General features: G+C 54.8%; 16 protein-coding genes and 1 pseudogene. 5 read left to right on the forward strand and 12 right to left on the reverse strand.

What is annotated here, in order from left to right:
• A partial coding sequence (locus FD34_RS02900) for an IS30 family transposase (RefSeq protein WP_157046888.1) occupies positions 1-380 on the forward strand: 380 nt, incomplete at its 5' end.
• Between the two features lie 69 nt (positions 381-449).
• On the forward strand, positions 450-734 hold the full coding sequence (locus FD34_RS02905) for a SemiSWEET family transporter (RefSeq protein ID WP_057806614.1): 285 nt from the start codon (positions 450-452) through the stop codon (positions 732-734).
• 43 nt (positions 735-777) lie between these two features.
• On the opposite strand, the gene FD34_RS02910 is transcribed toward FD34_RS02905, so the two are convergent.
• The 8 genes and pseudogenes from FD34_RS02910 to FD34_RS02940 all read right to left on the reverse strand — a co-directional run bounded on the left by FD34_RS02910 (position 778) and on the right by FD34_RS02940 (position 7,399).
• On the reverse strand, positions 778-1,278 hold the full coding sequence (locus FD34_RS02910) for an O-acetyl-ADP-ribose deacetylase (protein ID WP_057806615.1): 501 nt from the start codon (positions 1,276-1,278) through the stop codon (positions 778-780).
• Entirely contained in the window at positions 1,279-1,533 is a 255-nt protein-coding gene (locus tag FD34_RS08345) for a hypothetical protein (protein WP_235805978.1), read from the reverse strand. It lies immediately after the preceding gene.
• Between the two features lie 112 nt (positions 1,534-1,645).
• Positions 1,646-1,916: pseudogene (locus tag FD34_RS08350) on the reverse strand (helix-turn-helix domain-containing protein); the annotation flags it as partial.
• 147 nt (positions 1,917-2,063) lie between these two features.
• Positions 2,064-3,953 carry a M13 family metallopeptidase gene (locus FD34_RS02920; RefSeq protein ID WP_407068181.1) on the reverse strand — a complete coding sequence of 630 codons (1,890 nt, stop codon included), beginning with the start codon at positions 3,951-3,953 and terminating at the stop codon, positions 2,064-2,066.
• An 84-nt stretch (positions 3,954-4,037) separates the two neighbouring features.
• Entirely contained in the window at positions 4,038-4,331 is a 294-nt protein-coding gene (locus tag FD34_RS02925; protein ID WP_057806617.1) for a hypothetical protein, read from the reverse strand.
• Positions 4,328-5,605: a vWA domain-containing protein gene (locus tag FD34_RS02930; protein ID WP_057806618.1), complete on the reverse strand. Its 1,278-nt coding sequence runs from the start codon at positions 5,603-5,605 to the stop codon at positions 4,328-4,330. Before FD34_RS02930 ends, FD34_RS02925 begins: the two co-directional genes overlap by 4 nt.
• Positions 5,605-6,762 carry an ATP-binding protein gene (locus tag FD34_RS02935; protein ID WP_057806619.1) on the reverse strand — a complete coding sequence of 386 codons (1,158 nt, stop codon included), beginning with the start codon at positions 6,760-6,762 and terminating at the stop codon, positions 5,605-5,607. The genes FD34_RS02930 and FD34_RS02935 overlap by 1 nt, the downstream gene beginning before the upstream one ends.
• 4 nt (positions 6,763-6,766) lie before the next feature.
• Entirely contained in the window at positions 6,767-7,399 is a 633-nt protein-coding gene (locus tag FD34_RS02940; protein ID WP_057806620.1) for a DNA-3-methyladenine glycosylase, read from the reverse strand.
• 64 nt (positions 7,400-7,463) lie between these two features.
• On the opposite strand from FD34_RS02940, the gene FD34_RS02945 reads away from it, so the two are divergent.
• Positions 7,464-7,826 carry a DUF488 domain-containing protein gene (locus FD34_RS02945; RefSeq protein ID WP_057806621.1) on the forward strand — a complete coding sequence of 121 codons (363 nt, stop codon included), beginning with the start codon at positions 7,464-7,466 and terminating at the stop codon, positions 7,824-7,826.
• A gap of 38 nt (positions 7,827-7,864) precedes the next feature.
• Here FD34_RS02945 and FD34_RS02950 read toward each other — a convergent pair whose 3' ends face one another.
• A complete protein-coding gene (locus tag FD34_RS02950; RefSeq protein WP_057806622.1) occupies positions 7,865-8,182 on the reverse strand; it encodes a DUF7671 family protein in 318 nt (105 codons plus the stop codon).
• 117 nt (positions 8,183-8,299) lie between these two features.
• Between FD34_RS02950 and FD34_RS02955 the strand changes: the two genes are divergently transcribed.
• Positions 8,300-8,941 carry an NAD(P)H-hydrate epimerase gene (locus FD34_RS02955; protein ID WP_057806623.1) on the forward strand — a complete coding sequence of 214 codons (642 nt, stop codon included), beginning with the start codon at positions 8,300-8,302 and terminating at the stop codon, positions 8,939-8,941.
• 64 nt (positions 8,942-9,005) lie between these two features.
• On the opposite strand, the gene hisS is transcribed toward FD34_RS02955, so the two are convergent.
• The 3 genes from hisS to FD34_RS02970 form a co-directional block, all read right to left on the reverse strand.
• A complete protein-coding gene (hisS, locus tag FD34_RS02960) occupies positions 9,006-10,283 on the reverse strand; it encodes a histidine--tRNA ligase (protein WP_057806624.1) in 1,278 nt (425 codons plus the stop codon).
• Positions 10,284-10,615: 332 nt separating this feature from the next.
• Positions 10,616-11,803: an MFS transporter gene (locus tag FD34_RS02965; protein ID WP_057806625.1), complete on the reverse strand. Its 1,188-nt coding sequence runs from the start codon at positions 11,801-11,803 to the stop codon at positions 10,616-10,618.
• Positions 11,804-11,812: 9 nt separating this feature from the next.
• Entirely contained in the window at positions 11,813-12,433 is a 621-nt protein-coding gene (locus FD34_RS02970) for an LVIS_2131 family protein (RefSeq protein ID WP_057806626.1), read from the reverse strand.
• Positions 12,434-12,645: 212 nt separating this feature from the next.
• Here FD34_RS02970 and FD34_RS02975 point away from each other — a divergent pair, with 212 nt between their 5' ends.
• Positions 12,646-12,831 carry an LBP_cg2779 family protein gene (locus FD34_RS02975; RefSeq protein WP_057806627.1) on the forward strand — a complete coding sequence of 62 codons (186 nt, stop codon included), beginning with the start codon at positions 12,646-12,648 and terminating at the stop codon, positions 12,829-12,831.
• Positions 12,832-12,892 lie beyond the last annotated feature (61 nt).

The raw sequence follows: 12,892 nt of genomic DNA on the forward strand, positions 1-12,892 counted from the left end.
GTCGCCTGACCATTGTTAAACGGCTCCATGGTCGCGACAGTCAGTCCATGACTCAAACCGTACTGGAACTAGCTAGTCAACTTCAAGACAAGCTCAAGACGCTTGCTGTGGATCATGGGAAAGAGTTCGCTAATTACCAGGCAATTGAGCAGCTAACTGGTACTCAGGTTTACTTTGCCCATGCCTATTCGCCACATGAACGAGGCAGTAATGAGAACCGTAACCGAGTTTTACGGCGCTTTATTCCCAAAGGCCAAGCCATTGAAGAACTAAGTGAGCACCAACTGGTTCAAATTAATTGGTATTTGAATTCACGGCCACTTAAATGTCTTAACTGGCGAACACCAATTGAGATCTTCTTACTTAATCTGCGTCACTAAATTCGTTCAAGTTATTTCTTGCAATCTGCCATATTATAACATTTTGAAAGCCATGGGGAGGTATCAACTATGGATGATAAAGAAGTTATGAAGCGTTCGCACGAGGCAAAGGTGATCGGTAACATCGCCACGGTCGCCTGCCTAATCATGTACGCTTCCTATATTGATCAAATTGCACTCAACTTTACTGGCCACCCGGTATCGCCCCTCCAACCGATCTGCGCTGCCATCAACGCTTCCCTCTGGGTCGCCTATGGTTGGCTCAAGCCGGACAAGGACTGGCCAGTCATCATCGCCAACTTCCCCGGGATCATCTTTGGGGCAGTTACCTTCATCACATCGTTTATCCATTAAATACAAACAAAAAGGACTTGCCCGACTTTTCGAGCAAGTCCTTTTATAATGCCTGGCGGTAGGCCGCCAACGTTTGTGTATCAAAGCAGACCATCGTAACCTCCCTGACGACCTTAGCTGTATTCAGAAAGTCACGGATTGTGGTCAGGGCAATCGGTGCCGCAATGTTCAGCGGGAAGGCATAAACTCCGGTACTGATCGACGGGAAGGCCACCGTCCGGCAGTCGTACTCCTCAGCCAGCAGAAGGCTATTACGGTAGGAGTTCGCCAGCAGCTGGCGTTCCACCCCGTCACCACCGTGCCAGATCGGGCCCGGGGTATGAATAATGTATTGGGCCGGCAGGTTGAAGCCACTGGTGATCCGGGCCTCCCCCGTCGGACAGCCGTTAAACCTCCGACAGGCTATATACAGACCAGGCCCCGCAGCGCGGTGAATGGCCCCATCGACGCCACCGCCGCCCATCAAGGTCGTGTTGGCCGCGTTGACGCTGGCATCAACGCGAGCCTTGGTGATGTCACCCTGGACTACTTTAATTTCTCCCATTTAATGATCCCTTCGTTTCTTAAATTGCTGGTACAACCAGATTGTTTCGACAATCGATAAGGCTGACAACCCGATAATAACGCCATGGCCAACCCCAACCCCAAATTGATAAGAGCTCTTAGGCAACGTCACCGTATCCAATCTGAATAAGAAAGTCGCCACGACGACAAAGGTCATTATTGCACCAACCTTCATGGACCGGCTGGTGGTCTTCCATTCGGCCTTACTCAACAAGAAGTAGATGTTCACCGACATCAGACCAATTAGCACGCCGACCAACATCCGCCACCCCGGCTGTAATTGGTTAATCCAGCCAGTACCAACTAGCGAGCGGCAGAGAAATAGAAACTGGCAACCACGTTAATTATATACGAAGTGACAAAGGTGTGGTCCTGTTTCCTGTTGGCATCGTGCTCTTGCTTGTAATTATCAATCATTTCGTGATCCTCCCGTAATAAGTCATCTAGGCTAACATGATAGAGGTCACTGAGCTGAACCAGCATGAAGATATCGGGATATGAACGACTATTTTCCCAACTTGAAACGGTTTTGCGGGAAACACCAAGTTTCTCCGCCACTGTCTGCTGGGTCCACTCGTTCTGCTGGCGATACTTTTTAATCTTCGTCGCAAATTCCATCTCGTGCCCTCCTGTAAGCAAATTGATTTCCCGGGAAATAATTCTTGCCTATTACGATACCGGGAGCGAATGGAATTGTCACGCTATTCTTTTCAGACTACTAAAAACACCGGATGCTCATGATCTGAGCCCCGGTGTTTGTTGATTTTACCAGATGTTAACCCGGTCCTCTGGTGCCTTGTACATCTTGTCACCCGGCTGAATGCCAAAGGCCGTGTAGAAGTCGGCCAGGTTCTGCGCCTGGACGTTGGCCCGCAACTTCTGCGGAGCGTGAACGTCGATCGACAGGAGGAGTTGTTCATACTGTTCGGTAGCCTTCATCCGCCAGATCGTCGCCCAGTTGATGAAGAATTCCGTGGCGCTGAAGTCATCTTCTTCCTTAGCGGCCTCGAGGGCACAGGACAGGCCCCCGCCATCGGCAATGTTCTCGGAGACGGTCAGCTTCCCGTTGACCTTTTGCCCGGCATACGGCAGGCCATTGAACTCCTTGATCATCTTCTGAGCGAGCTGTTTGAAGTGGGCGGAGTCCGTATCCGTCCACCAGTTGTTGAGGTTCCCGTACTCGTCGAAGAGGGCCCCGTTGTTGTCAAAGGCGTGGGAGATCTCATGGGCGATCACGGCCCCGATCCCGCCATAGTTCTGGCTGCTGGTCTGCTTCAGAGAATAGAACGGTGCCTGCAGAATGGCGGCCGGAAAGACGATGATGTTCTTAAACGGGTGGTAGTAGGCGTTGACCGTGGCGGCACTCATCTCCCACCGCATCCGGTCAACCGGCTTGTTCCAGCGACTGAACATCTCGTGATTCTTGACGTAGCTGACCTGGTTGAGATTGGCAATCAGGGATTCGCCCTCGTCGATCTTGAGTTGGTCGTAGACTGCCGGGATCTCGTCTGGGTAGCCGACCTGAATGCCAAGCTTATCCAGCTTGAGGATGGCCTTCTCCCGGGTCGCCTTGCTCAGCCAGTCGTTTTTGGCCAACCGCTTCTTGTAGACATCTACCATCCGCTCGACCATCTGATGTACGTCGGCCTTGGCCTCGGGACCGAAGTACTTCTTGCCGTAGTAGTTCCCGGCCACCTGACTAAAGACATCGCGGGCTAGGTAGTAGGCAAACTTGCGCTGGCTGATCGGCTTCTTGCTACCGGACAGCGCCCGGTTGTAACGACCGTTGATCTCCCGCATCTCATCGTCTAGGTAGCTGGCGTAGTCACGGATGACGTTGACCGTGGCCCAGTCCTTGAACAGGTCGAAATGGTCCTTCAGGATACCATCGAGGGCTTTGAAGTAGTCTGGCTCCATCACGATCACCTTCTCCGGTGTTGTGCCAACCAGACGCTTGATCACCCCTGCCAAATCCAGCTGGTCGGTTGAAGCTGTCAGCTCAGCTACCGTCTGTGGATTGTACATCTTGCTATAGTCGGCGGCTTCCTCAGCGCTTTTGACATTAGGCGCTAGGAGGGCATCGAAGTCCTTAGCACCCTGAATGATCCGGGCAGCTTCATTCTTATCATACCCTAGCTTATCCATCAGGGTTGCTACCATGTCAGTCCACAGGCCAAGGAGCTGGTCATGCTCCTGTTGCTTCTCTGGTGTGTAATAGCTCTTGTCGGGCAGGATCAGCGATGGTGACGAAACAAAGAGGGCGTAAACCGTCGCGTTCTTCATGTCAGCATCGATATCAAAGTTGACCGGCGACGGTAGGCCAAACATGACCCAGTTGCGCCACTGGGCCTGATAGTCATCATAGGACTGCAGCTCCTTAACGCTACTGAGCACCCGCTTCAAAGCCTTGGGGCCGACCTTCTTCCGGAAGTCAAACTTCTTAGCAACCTTGTACAGCTTAATCATCTCGTTGAAGCGCGGGTCGTCAGAATTCTCTTTGCCATCAGCGTAGGCATCGAAGTCATCCATCATTTGCTTGTCGATCGCATCCACGAGGTCATTGAAGCCCCCGGTGGCCGGCTTATCGTCGGGAATCTTCGCATCCTTAATCCAGTCCCCGTTAACGGCCTCATACAGGTCATCTTTGATCATCATTTTATCTACTGCCACAGTGCATCCTCCTTAGCATGTTAATGCCTCTATTATACTATTTTTCGTGAAATGTCGGTAACGTTTGGCCTAGTCCTGAAACGGCGCCAGTAAGGCCTGGCGGGCACCAGTTGATAACCACTGATCGTGACGCATGATCAGCTGATTAACAGCCCGGTAATCACCAAGGTCGGTCGTCCCGCCCACTAGGCCAGCCATCTGGAGTTGGCGGGCAAAGTGGACATCGGCCGCCTCTAGGACGTTACGATAGATCGGCTGATCTTCCGGATCCCAGTTCTCGTTCAATAACCCCACGGCTCGACGGTATTCCTCACTATGGGTCAGGACCCGCTGCATAGCCTGGGGATTCAATAGTGTTGTCATTTTACTTCCTTCTTTAGCTCAAATACGCGACCTGGCTGGTCGGCAACTGACAGCTGGTCAGCAGCTGTCGTCAGCAGCCAGTCGACGTTCCGATAACGATGAGTGCGGAGGTGCTGCTCACCCCAGCCGTCGGTGATAATCACCACGATCGTCCCGACGCGGGGTACATGGTGAGCTGCCAGGTAGTCAAAGACCGCCTGAAAGCTGGTGCCCCCGCCGCCCCGACGCTGCCACTCAACCGGTTGTCCTGGCCGCAGACGCTGACCGGGTGGGTAGACTTTGGCGTCAAAGGCGTAGGCTGTCACCCGGACCCGTTCATGGCGGACCAGCCGACCGATTTCCGTCAGGGCCTGGCCGATCTCAGCACCAGTCATCGAGCCCGAGTTGTCAACAAAGATCCGCAGATCGGCAGTCAGGTGGGTAACCTGTCCCGGCAGGTCCATCCGTAAGGGTTGGCGACGGTTAAACCGGGCGTGAGATGGCTCCCTGCCCCGGGTGATCTGACCAACCTGGTGGGCCAGCACAAGTTGCCAATCGAAGCAGGTCCGCTGATGGCCCGCACTTAACACCTGACGTACTTCACCCGGTAGCAGACCACGATCGCGTTGCGGTGTCTGTTGCCAGGCATGGCGAAGAAGCCGGTGCAGGTTGGCGATCCGGATCTGCTGGTTGCCGGCCCGGTGTTGCCCCTGCCGGGACCAGCCGCGGTGATCGTCTTGGTCACCGGGTGCCGGTAGCTTCCCCTGCCGGTCGCCCTCCAGGTTAATCCCGCCCTCTTTCAGGCGTTCCCGTTCCGCCACACTAGTCTTGACCAGCAGGTGGAGGTAGTCCTGAGAATCCTGGTGGGCCGGGATCTTCCTCCGCAGCAGCCGCTGAACCTGCGCCAGGGTGGCGGTACCAGGCGGCGCTGCTGGCAAGTACTGGTTGACCGCCATATCAGTGGCCACCTTGACCAGTTGGGGGTGCGGGTGATCGGCATAACGAAGAGGATGCTGCCAAAGGACATGCAGAGACTCGTGGGCCAATAATAGCTGCGCATCATCCATTCTTAGCTGGGTAAAAGAATTCGGGTTGATCACGAGGGCCAGTTGGTCCCCCACCCAGCGAAGACCGACTACGCCGGGTTGCTGGTCATCAAACTGGCGGGGAAGCTGGAGGAGGATCTCCCCCAGTAGGCGATGGTCCTCCAAGATGCTGACAACTGCCTGACTAGCCATTTCCGGTGCGGTCACCTCCGGCTGGCGGCGATGAAAAAGACGATTCCAGAAGGTCATCAGTGTTGGCCTCCGTGTGTTGCAATTTCGGCTAGGTGCCGATAGAGCTTGGCCACCGGCCCGGCCGGCTCCTCCTTTGCCAGCTCGTACATCGGCTGGATGACCTGGTCCAGCTGGCCGCCAACCGCCTGAGCAATCGCAAATTGACCGTCCGGGCTTACCTGGTCGAGCAAGTCGGCAAACGCGGTTGCACCAGCTGCCGATGCTAGCGGTGCCCGCTGGTCATCGGCTACCCACTCACGGAGGAGGCGGACCTTCGTCGCCTCGTCGGCCCCCACAAAGCTTTGCCGACTGGCAGCCTTGGTCTGAATAGCCTCCAGATTTAGTTGCTTACCCTGGGCCAGGACGAATTGGGCAAAGGAGACACCCACCTCCGTGCCAAGGTCGCCGCTGAAGAGGTCGGCGGCCAGGGACTGTTGGTCGGCTGGCGGGAGCTGACGAAGCTGGTTTAGGTTACGAGAAACCCGCTCCCAGGCCCGGGGTGTCGGATGGAGGTCCAAGTTCTCAGGGTCAAGAATCGACAGCCGCTCTGGATAGGTTGTCAGATAGTTGATCACCAGCTGATTGATTCCCGTACGCTTGGCCCAGGCCAGCCATTCCGCAGTCGCGGTCGTCATCACTAAACGAACCGTTCGATCCTTAATCGCCGCATCGGCGGTGGCCACCGCGTACTCCCGATCTCCAAAGCCGGCCATCGTGCTGTCGGGGTTCTCGGCAATGATGATTTTAACAGTGGCGGGCAGGCGGAGGGCATTGATCCGCCGTTGCAGGACCAGGTTCATCAGCTCGCTCTGAACGGCCGCCGTCCCCCGGTTGAACTCGTCGAGGAACCAGATGATTGTCCTACCCGGGTGGGCCTCGGCATCCTTTATGATTCGGATCAGGGTCTCCGAGTAGCCAAACTGAACGTTCGCCAGTCGACCGTAACCCTTGGTCTCAACAAAGGAGTCGTTGGTCAGCGGTGGTACCGGGATGGCCAGGTCCCCCTTCTCACTCAGACTGACCACCGTGGTGAAGAGGTCGGCACCCATTTGGTCGGCTACCTCTTCGACCAGGGCCGACTTGCCGATTCCAGCGTCACCGACAATGTCAGGCACGTTTCCCGCCCGCAGGACCAGGGGAACGGCAGTCAATAGTTGTTGATACGTCAATGCCATGTGATCAGTCCTTCCAACCGTGCTTATTGAGATCCATCTCCCGCTTACGCATCCCCGAGACGTAGGGATTGCCGGCGACGGTGAAGCGCTGGGGCTTGGCACCGTCCTTGCCCCGCATGTTCACCCCGATGCGTGCGCTGGTGATTATTTCCCGGGGAATCTTAGCGCGGTCGAGCTCGACCCGGAGCGGACTGGACTCCATCGGTTGGCCGTCGAGGTCGCGGGAATGAATTCCCAGCGCCTGGACCAGCTTGCCGGGGCCGTTCGTGACGTTGACCCCGGTCATCTTCCGGTGGGCCGTCATCAGGTCAACCCCCACTGCCGGCTCGATGGCGCGCAGGAGAATCCCCTGGGGCTCGTCCTCGTCTTGGACGACAATATCGAAGCAGTAGTGGCCGCGGATCTGGTAGAGGTAGATGTCCCCGGGCTGACCGTACAGGGATTCCGAGTAGCCGGTCCGCCGCCCATTGAAGGCGTGGGAGGCCGAGTCGTTTTCGCCCAGGTAGGCTTCGGTCTCGACGATGTAGCCGCCGGTCATGCCGTCTGGTCCATCGTAACGAACGAACCTGCCCAGGAGGTCCCGGGCAATTTCCGTCGTGGGCCGGCCGGTAAAAAATTGTTGATATGCAGACAGCATTGTTTAACTTCCTCCTTAAAAGAACTATCCTAAAGTTACCACTAATTGAAGGGAGAGGACACTCATGGAACTCAAAACGGAACGAATCTACACCAAACCCACTGATCTTGATGGCTACCGGATCCTGGTCGATCGGCTATGGCCGCGGGGGATGTCAAAGGTCAATGCCCACCTGGACGAATGGCTCAAGGAGGTCGGCCCCAGCAACGAGTTGCGGAAGTGGTTCGGCCACGACCCAGCCAAGTATGACGAATTTAAGACCCGTTATCTAGAGGAGCTCGCCGTCAACCCCGCCTACGACCAGCTCAAGCAACTGGTGGCTAAGCAACTAGCAACCAAAAACGTCATCCTCTTATATGGTGCTAAGGACGAGCAGCATAACCAGGCCGTGGTTCTAAAAGAGCAGTTGGACAAAGAACTGAGGTAAGCAAATAACGGGGACCGCCAATCGCGATCCCCGTTATTTTAATTTAACTGGGCCAGGCCCTGCTGCAGGACATCGTCGTCCACCCTGGCAGTCAGGAAACGCTGCATCGGGGTCTCACTGTGACGGTCCTTGAAGGCCAGCGGTTCGGCCGCCAGAATCACCGCCGTCAGGTTATTCTCCGTCATCAGAAGCTGTCCCGGCCCCTGGTACTTGCCCTTGGTGTGCTTACCGATCCGCCAGACGTGCAGCTTGGCGTTACCGGCTGGGTCAAGCTTCAGTTGGTACTTACCATCCGCGTCTGTTTCGACCGGAATACATGTGAACTTCAGGACTTCATACTTACCTTTCTTACTCATAAGCCATTCCCTCTCCTTGTAATACCACCTATTCTATCCTCTTGACCCCGCCAAATTCAACCGCGGGCCGGATTAAGTGGTACAGTTAAGTTAACAAATGATTGGGAGGAATTAATAATGGAAAAAACACCAATTACGGCTGAACAGATGCGTCACTATGACTCCTACACCATCAACCAGATCGGCATCCCCTCACTGGTTCTGATGGAACGGGCCGCCCTGGCAGTCCGCGACGAGATCTTAAACGCCTTCCCGCTTTATCTCGACCATGTCGTCGTGGTCGCCGGCAGTGGCAATAACGGTGGCGACGGGCTCGACGTCGCCCGCCTCCTCCACATTGCCGGGGTCAAGGTAACAATCCTCAACGTCGGCAACCCGGACCACGCCTCAACGGAGCACCAGGTTCAGGAGAAGATCTGCCAGTACTACCAGATCCCCGAGAAAACCAACCTTAGTGCCCTCAAGCAGGCAAGCCTGATTGTCGACGCCATGTTTGGCATCGGGATCGACCGGCCCGTCACCGGCGCCTACGCTGATGCCATCGCCACCATCAACGAAAGTGACGCTCTGGTGGTCGCCGTTGACATGCCATCCGGGATTAACACCGACACCGGTGCAATCATGGGGACAGCGGTCAAGGCCGACGCCACGGTGACCTTCGCCTTCAACAAGGTTGGCCTGACCAAGGCCGACGGGGCCAAGTACGCCGGCCGGATCGTGATTGCCGACGACATGGGGACCTACGCCGTCGACGACTAGTTTTCGACCAATACAAAACGCCATGTGGAGCATCCCCCGCATGGCGTTTGTTAGTTTTAAATGTTTACTTCAGGTACTTGGCCGGATCCGTAGCGAAGTCATCCACTGCGATCTCAACGCTGTCCTTAGTGGCGGCATTCTTCAGCTCAAACTTACCCTCGTCGACTTCCCGGCCGCCAAAAACAGCGAAGTACTTGGCGTTACGCCGGAAGGCCTCCTTGATCTGCTTACCAACCTTGACACCACTGTAGTCCTTGTCGGCTACAATGCCCTGCTGACGAATCTTGTTCAGGAGATCAAAAGCCAGGGCATCCCCCTGGTCATCGGCACTGGCGAAGAAGACGTCCAGGCTGTCCTGCGGGGCAAATTCAGGGTTCTCCTGTTGGAGGAGAAGCATCAGCCGCTCAACCCCCATCCCGAAACCAATACCCCCTTCTTCAGGGCCACCGAGCTGCTTGATCAACCCGTTGTAGCGGCCACCAGCACAGACCGTGGTGTAACCACCACCAAAGACTGGCGAGTCGGACATGATCTCGAAGATGGTGTGGTTATAGTAGTCCAACCCCCGCACCATGTTGGTGTCGATCTCATAATCAATCCCCAGCTGCTTCAGGAGGCTTTGAACCTGGTCAAAGTAGGCCTGGGACTCGTCATCGAGGTAATCAAGGATCGACGGGGCGTTGGCAACGATCTTCTGGTCGCCGGCGTCCTTGCTGTCCAAGACACGCAGTGGGTTCCGGTAGAGCCGGTCCTGGGAGTCCTTGCTCAGCTCGTCGTAGTGGGGCTTCAGATAGTCGATCAGGGCCTGACGGTAGTCCTCACGCACCTGCTTATCCCCCAGGGTGTTGATCGTCAGTTTGACGTTCGGCACCCCAAAACGCTTGAAGAGGGTCATCGCCATGGCAATGACCTCCACGTCGATCTGCGGTGACTCATTATTTAAGGCCTCGACCCCAATCTGGTGGAACTCACGCTGGCGGCCGGATTGTGGCCGCTCATAGCGAAACATCGGTCCCATGTAGTAAACCTTGTACGGCTTTGGATATTCGGGACCATAGAGCTTGTTCTCGACATAGGCCCGAACAACCCCAGCCGTGCCCTCGGGACGCAGGGCAATGTGCCGGTCACCCTTGTCGTGGAAGTCGTACATTTCCTTTTCTACGATATCTGACGTGTCCCCAACGTTACGGGAGAAGACGTTGTAGTCCTCAAACATCGGCGTCCGGATCCCCCGGTAACCAAACTCGCGGAAAACCTCACGGGCACTTGCCTCAACCTTTTCCCAGAGACCGGTCGTACCCGGCAGCAGGTCGGCCGTTCCCTTTGGTTTTTGATAATCCATATTGTTCTCTCCTTTCGATTCCGGCGTCAAGTTTAATAATAAACGCCCCCAAAGGCCATCAGCCTTAGAGGGCGAATCAAGTTCACGGTGCCACCTCTATTCATAGTGGCCTCACAGTCACTACCTCAGGAAGTCTTTCAACTTCATGACGTTAACGGGTCACCCGGGACGGACTACTCACTTCCCCCGTCCAGCTAGTAGAGGTGTCTTCATGGTCGCCGCCAGCTCTCAGCACCACTGGCTCCCTGTTGATTGCACGACCACTTTATTTTCTACTCAACGCTTTTACACACCTGTGATTTTACCATAGCTCGTGGCCGTGGTCCACCCAATCAGGAGCGGGCCTGAAGGTGCTGAATCCGGGTAAGGTAGCCAAGGACAATCAGCAGGGTAACAAGCATCATCAGGAAAACTGAGATGAAAAGCAGCTGGTAGTTACCAGCCTCGATGACGTAGCCACCATACAGGGGCCCGATCGCCCGCCCCACCGAGATCGTGATGTTCAACAGGCCCTGATAGTGGCCAGCCTCGTCGACGTCGGTCAGCTGGGCAATCCAGGCGGGTAGGCCCGCAAAACTGGTCATCTCCCCGACGGTTAACACTACGAAGTCGAGGGTGAAGGCCAGCAGGCTCTTGGCAAAGATCAGCAAGAAAAACGACGACGCGAAGATAAAGATCCCAATGATGATCTGACTCGACAGGCGAATATAGGGACTCAGCTTGTTGACCAGGGGCTGGCCAATGATGATCAGCACCCCATTCAATGTCCACAGCATACTGTAGGCATAGAATTGGATCCCCATGTTGGTCATATGAACGGCCATCACACTTTCCCAGAGAGAATAGCTGAGGTGGATCGTCACCAGGTTGAGGAGGATCAACCAGATCAGAGTGATCAGCCGACGGTGCTGCGGGGAGCGTACCCGCTCCCGGTCGCGCCGCGTTGCCTTCTTGGGGATGACCACCGTCACGTTGAAGGTCAAGATCACCAGGAGGGTCAGCAGGAGGTAGAAGGCCGTGGCCACCGCAAAGACCAAGACAACACTGATTGGCAGTAAGACACCGACCAGCAGGGTGCCGATGACCACCCCGATGTTGAATGCAATGTAGGTGTAATTGAAAACGTAGCGGGAGGTATGTGCAGTGATCAGGGAACCGTAGGAATTGACGATCGTCGCGTTGATCCCATCCCCAAAGCTGTTCAGCATCATCAGCAGGGCGAACCACGGCCAATCATGGATAAAGATCAGCAAGAAGATTGCTAAAGTCGACAGGCTGACCCCCACCAGGGCCGTCTTATATTGACTCCAGTGGTCAAATAGCCAACCGCCGGTATAGTTACCGGCCATCATGGCAATTGACATGAAGAGCATGACCACCCCCGCCGTCGTCAATGTCTGGTGAAGATAATTGTGCATGTACATCGTGGTCAGCGGCCATAAAAAGGCAGCCCCAGTGTTGTTCAGCAAACTTGCTAGGGCCACCCATTTTAACTTAACAGTATTCTTTTTCGTCGTCATAAAACGCCCCTATCGCTCAACGACCATTTCAGCCGACGGTACCCGCAATAGTGTGTAGGCCGCCGATTCACGGTTGGCCCGCAACCCGATCCCGTTCAGGGGAGTATTACGATAGTGGACGGACATAACCGCCGCGAAGGCGTGGCCAGTCTGGGTATCCTGTTTCTTCAGTTCAGCCCGGTTCCACGGGAGGGCGCTGATGCTCAAGGGGATGACCCGGTCACCATATGCCACGGAGCCGAAGCGGGAGGTCGTCACGTACTTGTTATTGCCTGACCAGTAGGTATAAGAGACCACGGGGTGATCGCCACCCTTGCTCCGGGTTGCCAGGACATAGTAGTAGTCGTCCTTCTTATTACTGATCTGTAGCGGATAGTATTTCGTACTAATCCGGTTCTGCTGGTTATTTGCCAGATCCACCTGGCGGAAGAAGGTCATGTAAGACATGGTACCAATCCACGCTAGGGCCACCACTAGCAGGGCCACGTAACGAGCAAAGAGTTTCTTATCAAAGGCATGCTTGGTCTTGGCAATCAGCATCAACTGCTGCACCCGGATGTAGTGGATGACGTAGCAGAAAAAAACAATTGCCAAAATCCAGAGGAGCCAGCCAAGCCAATTCCAACTCATAATCATTCTCCAATCTAAAAAGTAATTACATAGATTATCACACAAAATCACGCCCATGTCCCGGCTTTCCCACCAGATCATCGCGAATTTAATTCTCGCAAACTAATGGAACTGTGCTAAACTAAATTTTGGCATAAATTTTCAACATGTTCTACAATGAGACACAGACAATATAGTCTGCGGACCTGATTATCTAAGGAGGAATTGATTTCATGGACAATTTGAGTGAGTTAGCCCAAAAACTTATCAACTTTGAGCGTGAAAACGACTTAAACGATAATGAAGTTGCCTTTGGAAGCCATCTGTCAGTCGAACGGATTCACGATATCAAATCATCAAATTCAGTGGCGACTTCTGAAGAAACCGAATTGCTCCAACGGTTTATGCAAAGCAAATAACCGATAATACTAAAGAAGCCTGCGGCGGTATGCTGCAGGCTTCTTTTTTGTGGCTGGGGGG

This window comes from Limosilactobacillus pontis DSM 8475 (genome assembly GCF_001435345.1).
In the GTDB taxonomy this organism is placed as follows: Bacteria; Bacillota; Bacilli; order Lactobacillales; family Lactobacillaceae; genus Limosilactobacillus; species Limosilactobacillus pontis.